This is a genomic window from Amycolatopsis sp. GM8 (assembly GCF_021653975.1).
Lineage (GTDB): Bacteria > Actinomycetota > Actinomycetes > Mycobacteriales > Pseudonocardiaceae > Amycolatopsis_E.
Genome location: NZ_JAJKFK010000003.1, coordinates 186,419 through 208,663 on the forward strand (window position 1 = coordinate 186,419; position 22,245 = coordinate 208,663).

Sequence of the window (22,245 nt, forward strand, 5' to 3'; positions counted from 1 at the left end):
GCGCTGCCCGCGGTCACCCGAAGTTCGTCACCGTGGCGTAACCCTTTCCGTTGTACTTCTGCACCACGACCGTCGACACCGCCGGCTGGCCGTCCACCGTCGTGTCGACCGACGTGCCCGCCAGCATCAGCGGCGCCCGGAAGCCCGAAATACCGCGCAGCGCGGTCATGAAACCGTCGCGTGTCGGGTCGGTCATCTTCTGGAACGCCTGCTCCAGGGTGGCGCCCACGATGTAGCTCCACGCGCAGTGCGGGAACGCCGGCAGGTCCGGGTAGTTCGCGTAGGTCTTCAGGTCCGACAGGAACTTCGTGACGTCGGCGTCCTTGGCGAACTCCGGGCTCTGCGGTGTCTTCGAGAACGCCACCGAGTAGATCCCCGGGTACGCCGCCGCGCCGCCGGGCTGCAGGATCGCGCCCGGGCTCGAGGTGTTCGACGGGAGGAACCAGCTCGGGTGCCAGCCGACCTGTTGTGCCTTCTGCAGCGCCGCGATCGCGAGCGGCGTGATCGACATCGCGTTGAAGAAGACGTCCGCCCCGCTGCCCGCCAGCTCGGTCAGCTGCGCGTCGACCGACGTGTCGGTGGCCTCGTAGCTCAGCTCCTTCACGATCTGGACGTTGGCGGCACCGGCGATCCCCTGCTTGAACCCGTCGACGTACCCCTTGCCGTAGTCGTCGTTCTGCGCCAGCACCGCGACCTTGTGCGGGGCGCCCGACGCGGCGAGCAGCTTGCCGAACGCGGCGCCCTCGTTCTGGTAGATCGGCACGAAGCCGAGCTGCCACGGGCTGTCCTTGCGGCTGCTGAACAATGGGTCGCCGGTCATCACGAGCACCTGCGGCACCTTCTCGTCGATCGCCGCTTCCCGGAACGCGCGGTTGGTCGGCGTGCCGAGCCCGGCCGTGGCGGCGAACATCCCGTCGGCGACCATCTGCTGGAAGTTCGCCAGCGCCCGCTGCGGGTCGTAGGCGTCGTCGTAGCTCTTGATCTCCACCTTGCGGGTCTTGCCGTCGCCGAACTTGACGCCCCCCGCCGCGTTGACGGCGCCGAAATACGCCGTGACACCGGCGACCGTGCAGGTACCGGGACCGGCCGTGGGGCCGGACAGCGGGGTCGTGATCCCGAGTTTGATCGAGGTGTCGGTGATACCGGTGCTGGCGGACTCGCCGCGCGTGCCGCCGCGGCCGCAGCCCGCCGCGGCCAGCGCGACGATCGACACCATCGCCACGACGCCGACGAAACGTTTTCGGATGTTCATGCCTGGCCCTGCCTTTCTGTCTGCTCCTGCCGCACCTGTTGCCGTTGTGCGACAACGGTTCCCCGTCGCGAGCCGAGCCGCCGGAGCACGCGCGGGAGGCTCACCAGTCCGCCCGGCAGCACGAAGAGCACCACCAGCAGGATCACGCCCTGGCCGACCGCGGTGAGGTTCGGATCGATCGAGTTCGTGAACTGCGGGATGAACACGTAGTACGCGCCGCCGATCAGCGCGCCGGTGATGCTTCCCGCGCCGCCGACCACCATCGCGGCCACCAGTTCGATCGAGTGGCCGAAGCTCATCGTCTCCGGCGACGTGTACTGCACGGCGGCCAGATAGAGGAAACCGCTGATCCCGCCGAAGATCGACGCGACCGTGAAGGCGAGAACCTTGTAGCGGTAAGGGGAAACGCCCGCCGACGCGGCGACCGCCTCGTTCTTGCGCACCGCTGAGAGGGCACGGCCGAACTTGCCGCGGACGAGGTTGCGCGCCAAGAGGAACGACAGCGCGGTCACGAGCACCATGATGTAGAACTGCCACTGGTCGTCGTAGAGGCCGGACCAGTCCGGCGCGCCGGAGAACCGCGCCGAGACGCCCTGCGAACCCCCGGTCAGTCCGGCCAGCCGCTTGGCGAGTGGGACCCCGACGATCGGCAGCGCGATGGTGACCATCGCGATCGCGAGGCCACCGAGCCGGGCGGCGGCCAGCGCGACGGCCAGCCCGACGACGCCCGGGATGAGGCACGACGCCAGGAACACCAGCACGATGTTCCAGTCGTGCGTGACACCGTAGGCGGCGACGTACGCGCCCAGCCCGACGAAGAAGATCTGCCCGAGATTGACCTGGCCGGTGTAGCCCATCACGATGTTGAGCCCCAGCATCGCCACCGCGTACACCCCGATGCGGGTCACGGTCTGGTTGGCGAACACCGGCAGCAGCAGCGGGGCCGCGATCAGCACGATCGCGACCGCGAGCACCAGCCCGAGCCGCACCCACCTGTTCCGAAGCACCGTGCTCATCAGACCCGTGCCACGACCTTCCGCCCGAACAGGCCTTGGGGACGGATGACGAGGATGACGAAGATCAGCACGAACGGCACCGCGATCTTCAGGTCATGCCCGATGAACGGCACATACACGGCCGCGAGGTTCTCCAGTACACCGATCAGCCAGGCGGCGACCACGGCGCCGACCGGGCTGTTCAAGCCGCCGAGGATGACCGCGGCGAGCGCGTACACCAGCGCGTTGTCCAGCATCCCCGGGGTCAGCGTCAGCTGCGGGGCGACGAGTGAGCCGGCGATCGCGCCGAGCGCGGCGGCGAGCCCCCAGCCGACCATCAGCAGCCCGCCGACGGGCAGGCCGGAGAACGCCGCGGACGCCGGGTTGTCGGAGACCGCGCGCAGCGCGAGCCCGAGTTTCGTGCGCAGGAACAGCAACTGCAGCAACAGCATGATCACGATGATCGTGATCGTCGTGCCGAGCGAGCGGACGCTGACGACCGCGCCGAAGATCTTCACGCCGGTGAGCGGGAACGGCGAGGGGAACTGGAGGTTGTTGTAGCTCCACACCCAGGCGCAGACACCGGTGACCAGCGTCAGCAGCCCGATCGTCACGACGATCGCCGTATCGGGTTCGCCGCGCTCGAACCGGCGGATGAGTACCCGCTCGACGCCCGCCCCGATGAAGAACGACGCGACCACCGCGAGCAGGATCGCCGGCAGCAGCGGCACTCCCGCCCCCAGGAAGCTGTACGCGATGTAGGCCGACAGCACGGCCAGGCCGCCCTGCGCGAAGTTGATCAGTCCGGTCGCCTGGTTCACGAGCACGATCGCGAGCGCCAGCGCGCCATAGATGGAGCCGGTCGAGAGCCCGTCGATCACGAGCTGGATGAACGTTCCCACCGTCTCAGCCCCCCAGGTAGGCGCGCCGGATCTCGTCCACGCCCTTCAGCTCGGATGCGGGACCGGTCAGCACGGTGCGGCCCGTTTCGAGCACGGTCGCGGTGTCGACGAGGGTGAACGCGAGGTTGGCGTTCTGCTCGACGACGACCATGGCGATGCCGGATTCCCGGCGCAGCCGGCCGATCGCGTCGAACACGGCCTTCGCGGTACTCGGCGCGAGGCCGAGGGACGCCTCGTCGAGCAGCAGCAGCCGGGGCCTGGCCATGAACGCGCGGGCGACGGCGAGCATCTGCTGCTCTCCCCCGGACAGCGCCGCGCCGTGCGCGGTCAGGCGGTCCTTCAGCTGCGGGAACAGGGTGAGGCAGTAGTCCAGGTCGGCCGCGATCGCCTTGCGGTCCTTGCGCCGGTACGCGCCGACGCGCAGGTTGTCCCGCACGGTCAGTTGCGCGAGCGTGCCGCGGCCCTCCGGCACGTGCGCGATGCCCAGTGCCGCCACCCGGTCCGGGCGCAGGCCGCGGATTTCCCGCCCGTCGAAGGTGATCCGGCCGGTGGTGCGGACCGTGCCGCTGATCGCGCGCAGTGTCGTCGTCTTCCCGGCGCCGTTCGCGCCGAGGATGCCGACGGCGCCACCGTCCGGCACGGTCAGCGAGACGTCGTCCAGTACCCGCACCGGGCCGTACGACGCGGTCACCCCGGACAGCTCAAGCAGCGTCATCCGCGGCGTCCTTCCCGAGGTAGGCCTCGATGACGCGCGGGTCGGACTGCGCCTCGGCGGCGGTGCCCTCCATCAGCTTGCGGCCGTGATCGAGCACGACGACCCGGTCGGTGAGCGCGGAGATGAAGCCCATGTGGTGCTCGACGATGACGACGGTGATGTCCGCCTCGGCGCGCACCCGGCGGATGGTGTCGACGAGCTGCTCGACCTCGCCGTGCGAGAGCCCGGCCGCGGGTTCGTCGAGCAGCAGCAGCGCGGGTTTGGCCAGCAGCGCCCGGCACAGCTCGATTCCCTTGTGCAGGCCGTGCGACAGCTCTTCGGCGCGGCGCCCGGCCGCCCAGCCCAGGTGCGCGCGGTCGAGCAGTTCCTGTGCCTCCGCGCGGATCTCGCGCTCGGCGCGGGCGATCCGCGGCAACCGCAGCGACCACGACACCGGTCCGCCCGGCAGCCGGGTGTGCCCGCCGAGCAACACGTTCTGCAGCACGGTCGCGTCGAGCTGGAGGGCGGGATGCTGGAAGGTGCGGGCGATCCCGAGCCGGGCGAGCCTGGCCGGGGTGGTGCCGGCGACCTCGGCGTCGTCGACCGTGATCGAGCCCGCGACCGGCTGGTAGTGCCCGCTGATGCAGTTGAACAGCGAAGTCTTCCCGGCACCGTTCGGGCCGACGAGCCCGAGGATGACTCCCGGCTCGACATCGAAAGTGACGTCCTGGAGCACCATCACGCCGCCGAAATGCAGGCTCACGCCGCGAAGACTCAGGCGAGCGGCCACCGCGCACCTCGCCTCGTCGTCACCGCACCCGGGCCCATCCCGCTCCTTCGCGGTCCGCCAATGCCGTCGGCAGTCTAGGGCGCGCGGACGGGCGGTTCCGGTGATCTTCCGTCCGATGGAAAAGTGGCTTTCCCGCCTCGACGCCCCGCGAAAGCCGTGGTATTTCAGGCGATCTTGCCGGGCGCCGATGAGTTTCACGGCGGGCCGGGGTCTCTACTGTGACCACCCGTGAACCGCGACCAGTGAGGGTCTCATGAGCAGTAACGCATTACCGCCCGTCGTCGACGCCGCGACCTGGCAGCGTGAGCTCGAAGCGCTGCGGGTCCGGGAGAAGGCCGCGACCCGGGAGCTCGACGCGATCGCCGCGCAGCGCCGCCGGCTGCCGATGGTCGAGCTGCCCGAGTACATCCTGGACGGCGAGGACGGCCCGGTCCGGCTGGCCGACGTCTTCGACGGCAAATCGCAGCTGATCGTCTACAACCACATGTGGTTCCCCGGTGAGAAATGGCAGTGCCCCGGCTGCACGGGATTCACCGCGCAGTTCACCCGGCTGGAGTTCCTGGACAACTACGACGCCCGGTACGTCATCGTGACGCAGGGACCGATCGACGAGGCACTCGAGTACAAGCGGCGGGTCGGCAACAAGATGCCGTGGTACTCGACCGCGAACAGCCCCTTCGGCGCCGACGTGGGCGCGCCGCCCGGCGAGGGGTTCGCGGTGAACGTGTTCCTGCGCGACGGCGACAAGGTGTACCGCACGTGGCACACCAACGGCCGCGGCACCGAGCAGCTCACCCACACCTTCGCGCTGGTCGACCTGTTGCCCTACGGACGGCAGGAGGAGTGGCAGGACTCGCCCGAGGGCTGGCCGCAGTCACCGACCTACAGCCGGTGGGTCAGCTCCGAGGACGTCGCGGCCCGCTACGGCGAGGCCTGACCGGGGCCCACCTGCCGCGATCTTCACTGGCGGGCGAAACGGGTATGGGAGGGTGTGTGGCGCCTGCCCGACCCCAGGAGGTTCCCGTGCCCGTGCTGACCGACCTGCTGTCCGCGTTGCAGACCCGCGATGTCGAGGTCGTCGACCTGACGGCGCCGCTCTCGGCGAGCACGCCCGTGCTGCAGCTGCCGCCGCCGTTCGCGAACACCGCGAGCTTCCGCCTGGAGGAGATCAGCCGCTACGACGAGCGCGGCCCGCGCTGGTACTGGAACGACATCCACACCGGCGAGCATGTCGGCACCCACGTTGACGCGCCCAGTCACTGGGTGTCCGGAAAGGACGGGCACAATGTGGACCAGATCCCGCTGAGCACCCTGATCGCGCCCGCGGTCGTGCTCGACGCCTCGGCCAAGGTCGCCGGGAATCCCGATTTCCTGCTGGGGATAGAGGACATCCGCGAGTGGGAGGACGAGCACGGGTCGCTGCCGGACGGCGGCTGGCTGCTCTACCGCACCGGCTGGGACGCGCGTTCGGCCGATCAGGACAGCTTCCTCAATGTCAGCGAGGGCGCGTCCCACACGCCCGGGGTTTCGCCGGAATGCGCGCGGTGGCTGGCCGAAGAGGCGCCGATCGCCGGGTTCGGGGTGGAGACCGTGGGCACCGATGCCGGGCGCGCGGGCGAGCTGGAGCCGATGTTCCCGTGCCACGACCGGTTGCTGGGCGCCGGGAAGTGCGGGCTGACCCAGTTGCAGAACCTCGCGCGGCTGCCCGCCACCGGCACAATGCTGGTGGTCTCGCCGCTGCCGATCGTCGGCGGTTCGGGCAGCCCGGCCCGGGTGTACGCGCTCGTGGAGAGGTGAGCATGCTCGTCGCCGAGGCGGTGGGCCGGGTACTGGCGGAGTTGGGCGCGGGCCCGGTGTTCGCGGTCGTGGGCAGCGGGAACTTCCACGTCACCAACGCATTGCGGGCCGGTGGCGTCCCGTTCTACGCGACCCGCCACGAGGGCGGCGCGGCCACCGCGGCGGACGCCTGCGCCCGGATGAGCGGCCGGGTCGCGATCGTGTCGACCCACCAGGGCTGCGGATTGACCAACGCCGTCACGGGTATCGGCGAGGCGGCCAAGAGCCGCACCCCGCTGCTCGTGCTGACCGCGGACACCGCCGATCCCCTGAACAACTTCACCATCGACCAGGACGGATTGGCCCGCTCGGTGGGCGCGATTCCCGAGCGGGTGCACAGTCCGGAGACCGCGGTGGCCGACACCGTCCGCGCGTACCGGACCGCGCTGCACGAACGCCGCACCGTCGTGCTCAACCTTCCACTCGACGCGCAGTCGATGACGGTGCCCACCCCGGAAACCGTTGCGCCACTGGACAATCCCCCGGCGATGCGGCCCGATCCCGGCGCGATCACAGAGCTGGCCGAACTGGTGTCCGCCGCCGAGCGGCCGGTGTTCATCGCGGGCCGGGGCGGGCGCGGAGCCGCCGCCGAGATCCGCGCCCTCGCCGACGCGTGCGGTGCGCTGCTGGCCACGTCGGCGGTGGCGCACGGGCTGTTCCACGAAGACCCTTGGGCGCTGGGCATTTCCGGCGGTTTCGCGTCGCCGCTGGCCGCGGAACTGATCCAGGGCGCGGATCTCGTCGTCGGTTGGGGCTGCGCGCTCAACCCGTGGACGACCCGGCAGGGCAAGCTGATCGGCTCCACCGCAAGGCTCGCGCAGGTGGATCTGGAATCGAGCGCCCTCGGCGCGCACCGCCCGATCGACGTCGGCGTGGTCGGTGACGCGGCTGTTACCGCCCGCCTGGTCCTCGCCGAACTGGGCCAGCGGGTGACGCCCGGCTACCGCTCCTCCGGGCTCCGTGGCCGGATCGCCGCGCGCGCCCGCTGGTCCACCGCCGACTACACCGACGAGTCGACAGCCGAGTTGATCGACCCGCGCACGCTGTCCGCGGAGCTGGACCGGATCCTGCCCGCCGAGCGCGTGGTTTCGGTGGATTCGGGGAACTTCATGGGATATCCGAGTGCTTACCTGCGCGTGCCGGACGAGTTCGGGTTCTGCTTCACGCAGGCCTTCCAGTCCATCGGCCTCGGCCTGGCCACCGCGATCGGCGCCGCGATCGCCCGGCCGGACCGGCTGCCGGTCGCGGCACTCGGCGACGGCGGGTTCCACATGGCCGCCGCCGAACTGGAAACCGCCGTGCGGCTGGGCCTGCCGCTCGTGGTGGTCGTCTACAACGACGCCGCCTACGGAGCGGAGGTGCACCACTTCACCGGCGACCACACGACTGTCCGGTTCCCGCCCACCGACATTGCCGCCATCGCAAGGGGTTTCGGGTGCACCGGCCTCACGGTGCGCACCGCGGGCGACCTGGCGTCCATTGTGGACTGGCTCGGCGGCCCGCGGAGCGCCCCGCTGGTGATCGACGCGAAGATCACCGACGACGGCGGCTCATGGTGGCTCGCGGAGGCCTTCCACGCTCACTGAGGAGCCGGTTCCGGCTCCCAGCCAGGCGGGCCGAAGACGTAGCGCAGGCCGTCCCGGAACCGGCGTGCGCCACGGAGATCCCGCCACAGCGCGCCGAACTCGTAGTACTGCAGCGTCAGCACGTTGGTGCTGCCGATGTTCTTGGTCAGACCGTAGGTCGGCCGGAACGTCTCTTCCCGGAAACTGCCGAACATCCGGTCCCAGATGATCAGGATGCCGCCGAAGTTCTTGTCCAGGTACTCGGGATCGCTCGCGTGGTGCACGCGGTGATGCGATGGCGTGTTGAACACGAACTCGAACCAGCGCGGCAGCTTCCCGATCGTCTCGGTGTGCACCCAGAACTGGTAGATCAGGTTGACCGAGAACCCGGTGAACACCATCCACGGCGGCACCCCGAGCAGCGGCAACGGAGTCCAGGCCACGATCTCGAACCACGGGTTCCACTTCTGCCGCAGCGCGGTGGAATAGTTGAAGTAACGGCTGTTGTGGTGCACCTGATGGGCGGCCCAGACCAGCCGCACTCGGTGGGAGATCCGGTGGTAGCCGTACCAGAGCAGGTCGACGCCGATCACCACACCGACCCAGACCAGCCAGTTGTGCGGGTCGAGCTTGAACGGCGAAACCACATACAGCACCGCGTATCCGAACAGGGCCAGCACCCGCGCGCCACCGCTGAAGATCAGCGAGCCGGCGCCGGACAGGAGACTGTTGCGCGCATCAGTCTTTTCGTAGCCCGCCCGGTCCGCGCCGTGCTCGCGCAGTGACAGCACCTCGACCACGAGCGCGGCGACGAAGAACGGGATCGCATAAGTGACCGGCTCGTTCAGTTGGTCCCACAGTGACACGGCCGGTCCTTCCCACTGCACGATATACTCTGCCGTTCGTTACCAATCCGACGGCAGCCACGGCGGAAACGGTGTCGACGAGCAGGTCGGCTGCGGACCGTGTCCGCCTACTTTCGGCCGGATTGGTAACACTGCGGTCACTTCGCGTGAAGTGACCGTAGGGTAAGTTCGGTGCCATGTCAACGGTCGCGGGACTCGGCACCAAGGGGATGGCCCATGCCGACCGGCGGCAGGAGATCGTCACGGCCGCGACCCGCGAATTCGCCGAACACGGGTTCGCCGGCGCCTCGATGGCGTCGATCGCGCGTGCGGCCGGCATCTCGAAAGCGTTGGTGTATCAGCACTTCGACACCAAGGAACACCTGTATGTCGCGTGCTTCCGCCGGATCGCCGAGCCGCTGATCGCCCGCATCCACGCCGAGATGGACGGCAGCGACACGTTTTCCGCCCCGATCAACGTCCTCAACGGCATCTTCGAGGCGCTGGGCCCCGAGCGGTCCGCGTGGCGGGTGTTCTACGACCCCACCGCGCCACGGACCGGCGACGCCGGCGCGCTCGTCGACCGCTATCGCCGTCAGCTCAACGACTTCGCCACCACCGGGGTCACCGGCTTCCTCGGCGCCCTCGGTGATCACGACGCGCGAGACATCGACGCGCTTGCCACCGTCTGGACGGCGATCGTCGACGCGGTGGTCGGCTGGGCAATCGCCCATCCGGACGAGACGGCCGAGCAGCTGACCGCCCGCTGGCAGCGCATCATCACAGCCATCTTCAGCATCGGTGGTCGCTGAAGAGGCCCGACACGCCCACATCCTATGGGGTACCTCATCTGGTAAGCCACAACATGTAGTGTCTCTCGTGCTGGTGGTTCACCTCGCGTGCGACGAGGTGAGGCAAGAGGGAACCCGGTGCGAGTCCGGGACTGCCCCGCAGCGGTGAGTGGGAACGACCGCCGTCAACGAAGCACTGGACCCGGGTGTCTGGGAAGCGACGGCCAGTAGGTCCGCCCGATACGGCGGGTGCCCGCGAGTCCGAAGACCTGCCACCGGTCCGCGCGCCATCCCGGCGCGCGGGTTCAGTGCGAGCTCGCGAGGAGAGAGTCTTGACGCCCCAAGTGGCTGTTTCTGCTGCCCAAAATACTGTGGTGCTTCGGGTTGTCCGGCGCGACGGCAGCGTGTCGCCGTTCGATGCCGGCAAGATCTCGGTGGCGCTGGGCAAGGCATTCCTTGCTGTGGAAGGCGATGGCGCGGCCGCGTCGTCGCGGATCCACCACGTGGTCGGCCAGCTGACCGGTGAGGTGGAGACGTCGCTGCGGTGGCATGCCCATGCCGAGGCGGTGCAGATCGAGCAGATCCAGGATCTGGTCGAGCTGGCGTTGATGCGCGGCGGTCACCACAAGGTCGCGCGTGCCTACGTGCTCTACCGGGAGGAACGGGCCAAGGCCCGCGAAAAGCCGGCGGAACGTGACGCGTCGGCGCACGTGGATTGGGCCCGCGTCGAGCGGGTCGTCGCGGAGGCCGTGGCGGGGATCGACGACGTGTCGGCGGAACCGGTGCTGACCGAGGCCCGGCGCAACCTGTACGACGGGATCAGCGCCGACGAGCTGGCCGCGGCGCTGATCATGGCCGCGCGCACGCTGGTCGAGCGGGAACCGAACTACTCGTATGTGACCGCGCGCCTGTTGCTGGACAAGCTGCGCGGCGAGGCGTTGTCCTATCTCGCGGGTGAGCCGCGGCAGGCCGGCCAGGACGAGCTGGACTACGCCGGCTACTTCCGCCGGTATCTCGCTCGCGCGATCGAACTGGAGCAGGTCGACCCGGAGCTGGCGACGTTCGACCTGGACCGCGTGACGGCGGCGATCCGGCCGGAACGGGACCTCGACTTCGGTTTCCTGGGCCTGCAGACGCTGTACGACCGGTACTTCCTGCACCACGACCGGACGCGTTTCGAGCTGCCGCAGGCGTTCTTCCTGCGGGTCGCGATGGGCCTCGCGATCCGGGAGGAGGACAGGGAATCTCGTGCCATCGAGTTCTACGATCTGCTCTCGACGCACCAGTTCATGGCGTCCACGCCAACGCTGTTCAATGCGGGTACCACCCGGCCGCAGCTGTCCTCGTGCTTCCTGACCACTGTGGACGATGACCTCGACTCGATCTTCCAGGCGTACAAGAACAACGCGCTGCTGGCGAAGTACTCCGGTGGGCTCGGCAACGACTGGACCCCGGTCCGCGGTCTCGGCGCCCACATCAAGGGCACCAACGGCGAGTCACAGGGCGTCGTGCCGTTCCTCAAGATCGCCAACGACACCGCGGTCGCGGTGAACCAAGGCGGAAAACGCAAGGGCGCGGCGTGTGCGTACCTGGAGACCTGGCATATCGACGTCGAGGAGTTCCTCGACCTGCGCAAGAACACCGGTGACGACCGGCGCCGCACGCACGACATGAACACCGCGAACTGGGTGCCGGACGAGTTCCTGCGCCGGGTCGAGGCAGACGCGCAGTGGACGCTGTTCTCTCCCGACGAGACGCCGGATCTGCACGATCTCTACGGCACCGCGTTCGCCGAGGCCTACCGCCGTTACGAAGCCGCGGCCGACCGGGGCGAGATCAAGGTGTTCCGCCGGGTGCGGGCGGTCGAGCTGTGGCGGCGGATGCTCACCATGCTGTTCGAGACCGGCCACCCGTGGATCACCTTCAAGGATCCGTGCAACCTGCGTTCGCCGCAGCAGCACGCCGGTGTGGTGCACTCGTCGAACCTGTGCACCGAGATCACCCTCAACACCCGCGCCGACGAGGTCGCGGTGTGCAACCTCGGCTCGGTCAACCTGTACAAGCATGTCAGCGCCGGCGGCCTGGACACCGAACGGCTCACGCGCACCGTCAGGACCGCGGTGCGGATGCTCGACAACGTGATCGACATCAACTTCTACACGATTCCCGAGGCGCGGCGGTCCAACCTGCGGCACCGCCCGGTCGGGCTGGGGGTGATGGGGTTCCAGGACGCGCTGTTCGAGCTGGGCATGCCGGTGGCGTCCGAGGCGGCGGTGGAGTTCGCCGACCGCAGTATGGAGCACGTCAGCTACCACGCGATCTCGGCGTCGGTGGAGCTGGCGGCCGAACGCGGGGTGTACGAGTCGTACGAGGGATCGCTGTGGAGCAAGGGAATCCTGCCGATCGACTCGCTGCGCCTGCTCGCCGAGGCCCGTCGTGACGACGACCTCGACGTCGACTACTCGTCCACTTTGGACTGGCCGGTGCTGCGGCAGCGAGTGCGCACCACCGGGATGCGCAACTCCAACGTGCTGGCGATCGCGCCGACCGCGACGATCTCCAACATCTGCGGCGTCGGCCAGTCCATCGAGCCGCAGTTCCAGAACCTGTTCGTCAAGTCGAACATGTCCGGTGACTTCACCGTGGTCAACCCGCATCTGGTGCGCGAGCTGAAGGCGCGCGGCTTGTGGGACGAGGTCATGGTGAGCGACCTGAAGTACTTCGACGGCAGCCTCGGGCAGATCGACCGGGTGCCGGACGACCTGAAGTCCTTGTACGCCACCGCGTTCGAGATCGAACCGCGCTGGCTGGTGGAGGCGGCGTCGCGCCGGCAGAAGTGGATCGACCAGGCCCAGTCGCTCAACCTGTACCTCGACGCGCCGAGTGGCCGCAAGCTCGACCAGCTCTACCGGCACGCCTGGCACAAGGGCCTGAAGACCACCTATTACCTGCGGGCCCGGGCCGCGACCAGCGTGGAGAAGAGCACGCTGCGGGGCACCGACGGCAAGCTCAACGCCGTCGTGCCGATCGCCCCCGTCGCGCCGGAACCCATCGCCTGCCGTATCGACGACCCCGACTGTGAGGCCTGCCAGTGACCAGCGTGATCGACCAGGGCGCCGCCCGGGTCAGTGTGGACGACAAGGCGATGCTCAACGCGCGCGCCGACGTGAACCAGCTGCTGCCGTTGAAATACCACTGGGCATGGGAAAAGTACCTCGCCGGGTGCAGCAACCACTGGATGCCGACCGAGGTCGCGATGCAGGCCGACCTCGCGCTGTGGAAGTCCCCCGGCGGGCTCACCGACGACGAGCGGACCATGCTCAAACGCAACCTCGGTTTCTTCGCGACCGCGGAATCCCTGGTGGCCAACAACATCGTGCTCGCCGTGTACCAGCGGATCACCAATCCCGAATGCCGGCAGTACCTGCTGCGCCAGGCGTTCGAGGAAGCCGTGCACACGCACACCTTCCAGTACATCTGCGAAAGCCTGGGCCTGGTCGAGGGCGAGCTGTTCAACATGTACCGCGAGGTGCCCTCGATCACCGCGAAGGACGCGTGGGCGCTGAAGTACACGCGCGGCCTGGAAACCGGCGAAGACGATCAGGACTTCCTGCGTGATCTCGTCGCGTTCTACGTCGTGTTCGAGGGGATGTGGTTCTACACCGGGTTCGCGCAGATCCTGTCGCTGGGCCGGCGCAACAAGATGGTCGGCATCGCCGAGCAGTACCAGTACATCCTGCGTGACGAGTCGATCCACCTGAACTTCGGGATCGACTGCATCAACCAGATCAAGATCGAGAACCCGCACCTGTGGAGCCCGGAGTTCCAGGCGGAGGTGCGCGGCATGCTCACCGAGGCGTGCGCCCTCGAGGTCGCCTATGCCCGCGACACGATGCCGCGCGGGATGCTGGGCCTGTCGGCGGAACTGTGCGAACAGTACATGCACTTCATCACCGACCGGCGCGCCCAGCAGATCGGCCTGGTCCCGATCTTCGGCGAAACCGAGAACCCGTTCCCGTGGATGTCGGAGGCGATGGATCTGAAGAAGGAGAAGAACTTCTTCGAGACCCGGGTCACCGAGTACCAGACCGGCGGCTCGCTCGACTGGGACTGAACCGCGGTGGTTGCCGCCCCGCGAAAGGGGGCGGCAACCGGTCTCAGCGCAGTCGTGCCCGGACCGCGTGCACCGCTTCGACGGTGTTGCGCAGTGCGGGTTCGACTTCGGCGTAGCCGCGGGTTTTCAGGCCGCAGTCCGGGTTGGCCCACAGCCGTTCCGGTGGCACCGCGGTGGCCGCCGCGGAGAGCAGGGCGGTCAGTTCGGCGACGTCGGGCACCCGTGGTGAGTGGATGTCGTAGACACCGGGTCCGACGCCGCGCGCGAACCCGATGGCGCGCAGGTCGGCGAGGACTTCCATGTGTGAGCGGGCGGCCTCGATAGTGGTGACGTCGGCGTCCAGCCCGTCGATCGCCTCGATCACGTCACCGAACTCCGAGTAGCACAGATGCGTGTGGATCTGGGTCGCGGTGGCAGCCCCGGACGTGGCGAGCCGGAACGCGCCGACAGCCCAGTCCACATAGGACTTCCGCTCCTCGGCGCGCAGCGGCAGCAGCTCCCGCAGGGCGGGTTCGTCGACCTGCACGATGCGGATCCCGGCGGCCTCCAGGTCGTGCACCTCGTCCCGCAGGGCGAGCGCCACCTGATCGGCGGTCATCCCCAGCGGCTGGTCGTCCCGCACGAACGACCACGCCAGGATCGTGACGGGCCCGGTGAGCATGCCCTTGACTGGTTTGCTCGTCAGCCCCTGCGCGTAGGTGGTCCAGTCCAGCGTCATCGGTCTGGGCCGAGACACGTCACTGTGCAGGATCGGCGGGCGGACGCAGCGGGTGCCGTAGGACTGCACCCAGCCGTGCTCGGTGGCGGCGAACCCGTCGAGCTGCTCGGCGAAGTACTGCACCATGTCGTTGCGTTCGGGCTCACCGTGCACCAGCACGTCGAGCCCGATGTCCTCCTGCAGCTCGATGACCCGCCGGATCTCCGCGCGCATCCGGTCGGTGTAGGTGGCCTCGTCGATCCGCCCGGCCCGCAGATCCGCGCGGGCCCGCCGCACGTCGCCGGTCTGCGGGAACGAGCCGATGGTCGTGGTCGCCAGCGGCGGCAGTGCGAGCCGTTCCTGTTGCGCGGCAGCACGTTCGGCATAGGGCGCGCGGTGGCGGTGGGCCGGGCGCAGCGCGGCGATCCGGCCACGCACATGATCGTTGCGGCGTTCCGCGGTGCCCGCGGTGCGATGAAGCTGATCTGTGTCGCCGCTGCTCAACGCGCGGCCGAGGAGCACCACTTCGGCGACCTTCTGCCGGGCGAACGCCAGCCGCTCCCGCAGCGCGGCCGGAAGGGTGGTCTCCGCGTCCAGGTCATACGGGACGTGCAGCAGCGAGCACGACGTGGATACCGCGAGCGAGCCCACGGAACCGAGCAGGCTCGCGCACGTCGACGCGGCGGCAGCCAAGTCGGTGCGCCAGACGTTACGGCCGTCCACCACACCCGCCACCACGGTCTTGTCGCGCAAGGCGGTGACCGCAGGGATGGCGGCGCTCGAACCGGCGACGAGGTCGACCGCGACGGCCTCCACCGGCGTGTTCGCGAGCACCGGCAGGGCGCGCCCGAAGTCGCCGAAATAGCCCGCCACGAGCAGACCGGGCCGGTTGATCAGCGAACCCAAACGCTCGTACGCGCGGGCCAGCGCGGCCAACTCGGCGTCGGTGCGGTCGGCGACGAAGGCGGGTTCGTCCAGCTGCACCCAGGCGGCGCCCGCGTCCGCCAGCCGCGCGAGCAATTCGGCGTAGGCGTCCAGCAATGGGTCGAGCAGATCCAGCGGCGTGAAGCCCTTGGATGCTCCGGCCGCGGCCTTGGCCTGCAACAGAAATGTCAGCGGGCCGATCACCACCGGCCGGGTGACCACGCCCTGCGCCGCGGCCTCGCGGTACTCGGCCACCGGCTTGTCCCCGGCGAGCGTGAACCGGGTGTCCGGCGCCAGCTCCGGCACCAGGTAGTGGTAGTTGGTGTCGAACCACTTCGTCAACTCCAGCGGCGCCACCCCTTCGCAGCCGCGCGCCATCGCGAAGTAGGTGTCCAATTCGGACAGTCCGAGTTCGCGGAAGCGGAGCGGCACCGCACCGAAGAGGACCGCGGTGTCGAGCATCTGGTCGTAGTAGGAGAACGTGTTACCCGGCACCGAGCCGAGCCCGGCACCGGCCAGTTCGGCCCAGGTCCGCGCCCGCAGCTCGCGGGCTGTGCCTTCGAGCTCGGCGGGGCCGGTCCGCCCGGCCCAGTAGTTCTCGGTGGCACGCTTGAGTTCCCGGTGCGGGCCGATCCGGGGATACCCCAGCACGGTCGATCCGATCGGGGGCAACGGGTGGTTCATCCGGCTCTCTCCTCGCGAGCTCGCTGGTCCACACCACGAGCCCGCGCGAGAGCAGGCGGGAAAACGACAGGGGTGCCGCGTTCGCGCCGGCCTTCCCACGAGGCCCGAAGCGTTCCGCACGCCGGGAGGCGCACGGGCCGGTGGCAGGTCTTCGGACTCGCGGGCACCCACCGTTCCCGGCAGACCTACTGGCCGTCGCTTCCCGGGCACACCCGTGCCCAGTGCTGTTGACGGCGGTCGTTCCCACTCACCGCTGCGGGGCAGTCCCGGACTCGCACCGGGTTCCCTCTTGCCTCACCCCGTCCGAGAACGGGATGAACCACCAGCATTTCCGAGCGTAGCCCACCGCGCGGGCTCTGTCAGGACCGCTCCGGGGCGAGCACGCAGTCGCCGCAGACCGGGCCCGACCGGTCCGGGGCGGCGCGGTAGATCAGGCAGCAGCTGTGCCGCCGGAACCGGCCGTGCGCGTCCACGTTTCCGGTACCGGCCAACGGTTTCCGCTCCCTCAGCGCGGCGGTCAGCGCCCGCGTCCGCACTGTCCACTCCGGACGCGCGCGGTCGAGCATCGTGGCGGCACCGTGCACGGCGGACGCCACATTGCCCCACAAGATCCGGCGCGACACCGACATGTGCGCGAACGCTTCGACGAGCGCCCGGATCGGTCCGCCGAAGACCCGCTCTGCCAACAGATCCGCCGGGTCGGGCACGGGATTCACGGGCTGGGGCAACGAGATCGACACCGGGATCGGCCCGCCGGGCACCGGCTGCCACCACGTCTCCCCCGGCGCGAGGTCGAGCACGATCCCGCTGCCCACCGCGGCAGCCAACGCGGGCGACAGCAGGCGCGCTGCCACGCCGAGCTGGGTCACTGACGCCGCCACCCGCTGCTCGACCGCGTCGTCCGGCAGCCCGCCCATCGCGGCGAGCCCGTGCCGGATCGCGCCCACGCGTTCCCGCAGCACATCCGGATCGGTGACCAGTGCTTCGAAGGTCCGCCACGGCGAACGAACCACCATCCCGGCCGGATGGTGGTTCACCGCGAAGTACGGCCCGAGCGCGGCGAGATCCGCCAGCCGGCCCGGGTCCGTGTTCACCCGGTCGCCGCCAGCGCGCGGCCGCGCCGGAGCACGCGTTCGGCGAGCGGGCCGAACACCAGCCCGAGCGCACCCCACAGGATGATCTGCGCGCCGACCGAGTAGAGCCGGAACTCGAACAGGGAGTCCGCGGGGAAGCCCGGGAACACGATGTGCCCGGCCGGATCCGTCAGCGGCTGCGGGGTCTCGGTGTTCTGCATCCCGTACTCGGCGACATTGGCGGACAGGTGCCCGAGCGGTGGCAGGATCGCCATCAGGATCCCGCTCGCCACAACGAAAGCCGCGCCCGCGACGAGGCTCGCGTTCCAGTTGCCCAGGTTCGGGGCGAGCCGGCGGCCCAGCCACACCGCGGCGACGAGGAACACGATCGAACCGAGGACCATGATCAGGTACAGCCCGCCGCGGTCGCCGATGGTGTCCGGATGGCCGATCGACGGCGGGTTCGCCGGGTACTTCACGAACGGGGTCAGGTAGATCGCGAGCAATCCCGCGCCCGCGACCAGCATCGCGAGCGTGCGCGGGCGCACCGTGCCGACCCGGCCGAGGCACACCGTGTACACCACCGCGAACAGCGCGCCCATCGCGACACCGAAGAGGACCATGCCCAGCCCGATGCCGAGGTTCGCCTGGATGGCCCGGCTGAACAGCTCGGACTCCGCGGGCTCCGGCGCGATCCCGGCGGCCTGGTTCAACGCCTCCTGCGCGGCGTCCCGCCCGGTTTCGTAGTCGATCGCGGCCTGGATCTGGGGCTCGGCGAAGATCCGCGCGAACACGAACGCCAGCAGTCCGGCGAGAGCGCCCGAGACGAGGCCCCACAGGACGAGTTTCTTCTCCATGTTCGGTTGTCTCCCCGCGCTCAGTGGCAGGGGAAGCCGAGGAAATGGCGCGCGTCGTGCACGAACTCGTGGACGTGCATGTCGTTGCCGAACACCGAGGTGGCGCCCTGGTCGATGCCGATGAAGTAGTACAGAATGAGCGCCAGCACGGTCGTGCCGGCAAGCCACAGGACCGCCTTCGAAACCGGCAGCACCACCGGTGTGGACGAATCAGCGGGAATGGCAGTCATCACAAGCCTCCTGGAGGGATCGTGCGTCCCCTGTCGTGTGGAGCGTTGTGACGGCTTCTCGACCTGACTCACCCGCCGCAGCGGGCTCACAGTGGCGCGACCGTGCCGGAATTCCACCGGCTTCCCGAAACCGTCAGTACGGAAACAGTAAGCCGGGCGCCCACGCCGCGTCAATCGCCCGAAACGTGGGTGGGCGTGGTGATCAGCACACGCGCGGCGGTGTCGGGTTGTGCTTCGGCGGCTGGTGGATGTGCTTCGGGCCCGGTCAGCTGGTACACCCGGGCAGTCCACGGGCTGACGAACATCTCCACGTCCGCGGCCGTGACGTCGCGGTGGATCGAGCGGTGGATCAGGATGCGCGAGCAGGCCATGCAAGCTGCCCCGCCGCGACGCCCGCCGCGAAACGCAGCGACAGATCGCGGAACAGGAACGGCACCGCCCGCAGACGGCCACGCACGCTAGACCCACCCCGAGCAAGACCGTCCAATATGGACTGCTCACGCCGCGCGCGGGGGCGCCCAGATCCGGCCTCGACCACGGGGCCGGATCTGGGCACGATTCGGTCCGCGCACCACGGTGACCCCGGACAGAGATCCGGCTGCGCACCGTCCACAAAGGATCGTGGCGGCACGCAGCCGGCGGGGACGAACCAGGAAGGGACTAGTGCTTCAGGTACTTCAGGGTGTGCGCGAGCGAGTCCGACCACGGGGACGCCAGGTCCAGCCGCCGCAGTTCGTCGGCGTGCTGGACGGCCGCCAGCTCCGCCATCAGCCGCGACCGCATCCGGTCGTCGTGGGCGACGTTCGCCTTGCGCAGTTCCTTGCCCAGGCGCACCTTGCGGAACGGGGTGAACCAGGACGCGCGAGCCAGGTGCGCGGCGCGCCGGGCCGCCCGGTCGCGGGTGCGGGCCAGCGCGTCGCGCTCGTCGTCACCCAGGCCGAGCCGGGACAGGAACCGCTCCTTGAGCTCACGGCTGACCCTGGTCCACATCGTGACCCGGGTGCGCGCGTGCCGCAGCTCGATACCGAGCGCCAGGTGCAGCATGACCACACCGAGCACCGGGCCCAGCGTGACCCGCGCCAGGCCGGAAACCGGGCCGGCCAGGTCGAAGGCCATGTAGCCGGACGCCGCGCACAGCGCCCACAGGATCAGCCGGGCGGGACCGGGTTTCCCGTGCTCGCTGCGGATCCCGGCGCGCATGGCGAACCCGCAGGCGATCAGGGCGACCTCGACGACCGCGAACATGGCGGCCCGCTCGGGGATGCTGGTGATCCCGAGCTTCTCGCCGAAGAACCGCCACGAGGTGTCCACCGACACCAGCAGCGACATGAACGCCACGAGGTAGAAGCCCCGCGAGCCTTCCGGCGTCGTCCGCTTGGTCTTGACGGCGGGAGCCGGCTTGGTCTGCACAGTCTTTTCGGCCGGGGCGCTCGCCTGCTCCTTGGCCGGCACGGTCCGGGTGGCCGCCGCGTTCTTCTCGGCGGCGCGGCGGGCGTCCAGTTCGGTCAGCATCTCCATCGACAGCCGGGGCAGGTCCCCGGTGTCGCCGAGACCGCGTTCCTGACGCCACTTGGTGACCTCAGCGGCCACCTTGGCGCGTTCGCGCTTGGGGTTGGTCACCACACCGTAGGTCAACAGGAAAGCCAGTACGTCCGATGTCGACGGTTGGTCCAGGGCCTCGCAGGCGTACCGGACCTTCTCGTCGAGGGTCTTCAACATGACCAGGCGGGCGGCGTGCGCCGCGCTGCTCAGGACATCCGTTGAAGCAACCTGCTTGTCGCTCTCGGTTTCCATGTAGTTATCCTTGTGAAGTTCGCGTGGTCGAGGCTGGCGAGCATAGCGGGTGATTAATTCGTCTGGGTGACCGCCTCGCCCTAGTTCCACTCAGGACTCGGCCGGCGGCACCCGGCGCGGCAGTTTCGCCGCGACGAAGATCATCACCAGGGCCAGTGCCGTCGCAACGGCGAAGGCCAGCTTGATCCCGCTGACCTGCGCGGGGACCGCGGCGACACCACCGGCGAGCAGATGACTGGCGCGCGCGGACATCACGGTCACCACGAGCGCGGTGCCGAAAGCCGCGGCGACCTGTTGCAGCGTCCCCAAGATCGAACTGCCGTGCGAGTACAGGTGCGGCGGGAGCGCGCCCATGCCGAGGGTGAACAGCGGGGTGAACGCCGCCGCGAGGCTCACCATCAGCAGGGTGTGCAGCGCGAGCACCTGCCAGTACGGCATCGTCGTGGACACCTGGGTGAACCCGGCGAGGGCGAGCGCGATGCCGATCGAGCCGGGCAGCACCAGCGGCCGGCTGCCGAACCGGTCGAACGCCTTGCCCACGCTCGGCCCGAGCAGGCCCATCGCCAGCCCGCCCGGCATGACCAGCAGGCCGGTCTGCAGTGGACTGAGCCCGCGCAGATGCTGCAGGTAGAGCGGGAGCAGGATCATCGAGCCGAGCATCGCGAGGAACCCGATCGACATCGCCGCCAGGGACAGCACGTAGGTCCGGTGCCGCAGCGTGCGCAGGTCCAGCAGCGGCGTCCCGGTGCGCTGCAGCCGGAACTGGCGGAACACGAACACCACGATGGCCAGCAGCCCGCCGGCGACGATCCCGATGCCCAGGCCGATCTCGCCGCTGCCGCCGAACATGCTCAAGCCGTACACGACGCCGCCGAAGCCGAGCGCCGCCAGCGTCACGCTCGGCCAGTCGATCGTGCCGACCCGCGGCTCGCCGACGTTGCGCACCAGGCGCAGCCCGACGAGGGTCACCACGCCCGCGATCGGCAGCACGACCACGAACAGCAGCCGCCAGGAACCGGCCTGCAGGATCAGCCCGGACACCGCGGGCCCGAGCGCCGGCGCCACCGACATCGCCAGGGTCACGGTGCCCATCACCCGGCCGCGGTCGCTTTCGGGCACGACGGTCATCAGGGTGGTCATCAGCAGCGGCATCATCACCGCCGTGCCGGAGGCCTGCACGATGCGGCCGATCAGCAGCATCTCGAACGACGGCGCGACGGCCGCGAGGGCGGTGCCCGCGAGGAACACGCCCATCGCGGTCGCGAACGCGGCCCGGGTGGTGACCCGCTGCAGGAACCAGCCGGTGACCGGAATGACGGCGGCCATGGTGAGCATGAACGCGGTGGACACCCACTGCGCGGACTGCTCGGTGATGTGCAGCGAGTCCATCAGCCGCGGGATCGCGTTGATCATGATGGTCTCGTTGAGGATCACCACGAATGTCGCGAGCACCAGCAACCGCACGACCATCGGCGTGCGGGCGGCCCGCGCGGCCGGTCGATTCTGGATCAGGGTGGACATGACAGCACCTCGCTGGGTTCCTCGTGACGGGTCACGGGTAGAGACCGCCGCGGCCGCCAGAACTCATCGCCAGCCGAGTTCGGCGGGCGCGGCGGGCGCGGCGGGCGCGGTCACCTGACCGGCCGTCTGCAGCCGGTCGCCGAGCCGGGTGGCCGGCTGGTGCCACCATCCGGCCGCGAAAATCCCGTACGGGCGCGGAAACGCCGACCAGGCCGTTGTAGAGCTCGTCGGGCGTGGCGTCGAGCAGCAGCACACGCCCGGCGGACGTATGCTGCGGCCTTCCCAGCCGTGCACGCGGAACGAATGCGCCGAGACCGACCGTGAGGACCTCCTCATCGCGCAGCAGGCACAGGTGGCTGGTCTCCTCCAGATCGGCCGACGCAGCACCGGTTCCGCCGCGCGCACGAGACCGTCTTCGGCCGTGCGCGCGACGAGTGAGAACAGCCGCCACTCGCGCGTGTCCGGGTCGCGCTCGACGACGCCCTCCTCGGCGAGCGCCTGAAGTGCCCGCGACACCTGGCTTTTCTCGCGCCCGGCGAGCCGGGCGATGGCGGCGACGCCGAGTCCCCCGGTGCGCTGGGCCTCCGGTGACGCGAGCGCTTCGAGCAGATCGAGGTCGCACCGGAGGCCGTGTCCGACCCAGGTCCTGCTTCGAATCTAGACACTGTTCACTGCCCACTC

Annotated in this window: 20 protein-coding genes and 3 riboswitches; of the genes, 6 read left to right on the forward strand and 14 right to left on the reverse strand. The window is 69.4% G+C overall.

Annotation, left to right across the window (positions count from 1 at the left end; translation table 11 throughout):
• Positions 1-13: 13 nt before the first annotated feature.
• Genes LOZ83_RS14035 through LOZ83_RS14055 form a run of 5 tightly spaced genes read right to left on the reverse strand, consistent with a single transcriptional unit; the run spans position 14 to position 4,606 of the window.
• Positions 14-1,252, reverse strand: coding sequence for an ABC transporter substrate-binding protein (locus LOZ83_RS14035; RefSeq protein WP_236790974.1), 1,239 nt, complete (start codon positions 1,250-1,252; stop codon positions 14-16).
• Complete coding sequence (locus tag LOZ83_RS14040) at positions 1,249-2,268, reverse strand: branched-chain amino acid ABC transporter permease (protein ID WP_236790975.1); 1,020 nt, start codon at positions 2,266-2,268, stop codon at positions 1,249-1,251. The genes LOZ83_RS14035 and LOZ83_RS14040 overlap by 4 nt, the downstream gene beginning before the upstream one ends.
• Positions 2,268-3,149 (reverse strand): branched-chain amino acid ABC transporter permease, encoded by an 882-nt coding sequence (locus LOZ83_RS14045; RefSeq protein ID WP_236790976.1) that lies wholly within the window; start codon positions 3,147-3,149, stop codon positions 2,268-2,270. The genes LOZ83_RS14040 and LOZ83_RS14045 overlap by 1 nt, the downstream gene beginning before the upstream one ends.
• A gap of 4 nt (positions 3,150-3,153) precedes the next feature.
• Positions 3,154-3,864, reverse strand: a complete 711-nt coding sequence (locus LOZ83_RS14050) for an ABC transporter ATP-binding protein (protein ID WP_236790978.1) — start codon at positions 3,862-3,864, stop codon at positions 3,154-3,156.
• A complete protein-coding gene (locus LOZ83_RS14055; RefSeq protein WP_236790979.1) occupies positions 3,851-4,606 on the reverse strand; it encodes an ABC transporter ATP-binding protein in 756 nt (251 codons plus the stop codon). Before LOZ83_RS14055 ends, LOZ83_RS14050 begins: the two co-directional genes overlap by 14 nt.
• A 280-nt stretch (positions 4,607-4,886) precedes the next feature.
• Between LOZ83_RS14055 and LOZ83_RS14060 the strand changes: the two genes are divergently transcribed.
• From LOZ83_RS14060 to LOZ83_RS14070, 3 genes are all read left to right on the forward strand, one after another.
• Positions 4,887-5,570 carry a DUF899 family protein gene (locus LOZ83_RS14060; protein WP_236790981.1) on the forward strand — a complete coding sequence of 228 codons (684 nt, stop codon included), beginning with the start codon at positions 4,887-4,889 and terminating at the stop codon, positions 5,568-5,570.
• A gap of 86 nt (positions 5,571-5,656) precedes the next feature.
• Complete coding sequence (locus LOZ83_RS14065) at positions 5,657-6,430, forward strand: cyclase family protein (RefSeq protein ID WP_236790982.1); 774 nt, start codon at positions 5,657-5,659, stop codon at positions 6,428-6,430.
• Positions 6,431-6,432: 2 nt separating this feature from the next.
• On the forward strand, positions 6,433-8,055 hold the full coding sequence (locus LOZ83_RS14070; protein WP_236792078.1) for a thiamine pyrophosphate-binding protein: 1,623 nt from the start codon (positions 6,433-6,435) through the stop codon (positions 8,053-8,055).
• On the opposite strand, the gene LOZ83_RS14075 is transcribed toward LOZ83_RS14070, so the two are convergent.
• Positions 8,049-8,900 carry a sterol desaturase family protein gene (locus LOZ83_RS14075; protein ID WP_236790984.1) on the reverse strand — a complete coding sequence of 284 codons (852 nt, stop codon included), beginning with the start codon at positions 8,898-8,900 and terminating at the stop codon, positions 8,049-8,051. The two genes, LOZ83_RS14070 and LOZ83_RS14075, sit on opposite strands and share 7 nt — an antisense overlap.
• 176 nt (positions 8,901-9,076) lie before the next feature.
• Here LOZ83_RS14075 and LOZ83_RS14080 point away from each other — a divergent pair, with 176 nt between their 5' ends.
• The 3 genes from LOZ83_RS14080 (at position 9,077) to LOZ83_RS14090 (ending at position 13,784) form a co-directional block, all read left to right on the forward strand.
• A complete protein-coding gene (locus LOZ83_RS14080) occupies positions 9,077-9,691 on the forward strand; it encodes a TetR/AcrR family transcriptional regulator (protein ID WP_236790986.1) in 615 nt (204 codons plus the stop codon).
• A gap of 57 nt (positions 9,692-9,748) precedes the next feature.
• A riboswitch (cobalamin riboswitch) is annotated at positions 9,749-9,962 on the forward strand.
• 82 nt (positions 9,963-10,044) lie between these two features.
• Complete coding sequence (locus tag LOZ83_RS14085) at positions 10,045-12,765, forward strand: ribonucleoside-diphosphate reductase subunit alpha (RefSeq protein ID WP_236790987.1); 2,721 nt, start codon at positions 10,045-10,047, stop codon at positions 12,763-12,765.
• Positions 12,762-13,784 carry a ribonucleotide-diphosphate reductase subunit beta gene (locus tag LOZ83_RS14090; RefSeq protein WP_308190214.1) on the forward strand — a complete coding sequence of 341 codons (1,023 nt, stop codon included), beginning with the start codon at positions 12,762-12,764 and terminating at the stop codon, positions 13,782-13,784. The genes LOZ83_RS14085 and LOZ83_RS14090 overlap by 4 nt, the downstream gene beginning before the upstream one ends.
• Positions 13,785-13,827: 43 nt before the next feature.
• Here LOZ83_RS14090 and metE read toward each other — a convergent pair whose 3' ends face one another.
• The 8 genes from metE to LOZ83_RS14130 all read right to left on the reverse strand — a co-directional run bounded on the left by metE (position 13,828) and on the right by LOZ83_RS14130 (position 22,221).
• Positions 13,828-16,089, reverse strand: coding sequence for a 5-methyltetrahydropteroyltriglutamate--homocysteine S-methyltransferase (gene metE / locus LOZ83_RS14095; protein WP_236790988.1), 2,262 nt, complete (start codon positions 16,087-16,089; stop codon positions 13,828-13,830).
• A 124-nt stretch (positions 16,090-16,213) separates the two neighbouring features.
• Positions 16,214-16,428: riboswitch (cobalamin riboswitch) on the reverse strand.
• Between the two features lie 20 nt (positions 16,429-16,448).
• Positions 16,449-17,183: a (2Fe-2S)-binding protein gene (locus LOZ83_RS14100; protein WP_236790990.1), complete on the reverse strand. Its 735-nt coding sequence runs from the start codon at positions 17,181-17,183 to the stop codon at positions 16,449-16,451.
• The gene (locus LOZ83_RS14105) at positions 17,180-18,019 is read right to left on the reverse strand and encodes a CbtA family protein (RefSeq protein ID WP_236790991.1); all 840 of its coding nucleotides are present in this window, start codon (positions 18,017-18,019) and stop codon (positions 17,180-17,182) included. The genes LOZ83_RS14100 and LOZ83_RS14105 overlap by 4 nt, the downstream gene beginning before the upstream one ends.
• A gap of 20 nt (positions 18,020-18,039) precedes the next feature.
• Positions 18,040-18,249 (reverse strand): CbtB-domain containing protein, encoded by a 210-nt coding sequence (locus tag LOZ83_RS14110; protein WP_236790992.1) that lies wholly within the window; start codon positions 18,247-18,249, stop codon positions 18,040-18,042.
• A gap of 48 nt (positions 18,250-18,297) precedes the next feature.
• A riboswitch (adenosylcobalamin (AdoCbl) riboswitch) is annotated at positions 18,298-18,385 on the reverse strand.
• A gap of 34 nt (positions 18,386-18,419) precedes the next feature.
• Positions 18,420-18,620 carry a hypothetical protein gene (locus LOZ83_RS14115; protein ID WP_236790993.1) on the reverse strand — a complete coding sequence of 67 codons (201 nt, stop codon included), beginning with the start codon at positions 18,618-18,620 and terminating at the stop codon, positions 18,420-18,422.
• Between the two features lie 289 nt (positions 18,621-18,909).
• Positions 18,910-20,043 carry a hypothetical protein gene (locus LOZ83_RS14120; protein WP_236790994.1) on the reverse strand — a complete coding sequence of 378 codons (1,134 nt, stop codon included), beginning with the start codon at positions 20,041-20,043 and terminating at the stop codon, positions 18,910-18,912.
• A gap of 90 nt (positions 20,044-20,133) precedes the next feature.
• Positions 20,134-21,564, reverse strand: coding sequence for an MDR family MFS transporter (locus LOZ83_RS14125; protein ID WP_236790995.1), 1,431 nt, complete (start codon positions 21,562-21,564; stop codon positions 20,134-20,136).
• A 63-nt stretch (positions 21,565-21,627) separates the two neighbouring features.
• The gene (locus LOZ83_RS14130) at positions 21,628-22,221 is read right to left on the reverse strand and encodes a helix-turn-helix domain-containing protein (RefSeq protein ID WP_308190240.1); all 594 of its coding nucleotides are present in this window, start codon (positions 22,219-22,221) and stop codon (positions 21,628-21,630) included.
• Between the last annotated feature and the right edge of the window lie 24 nt (positions 22,222-22,245).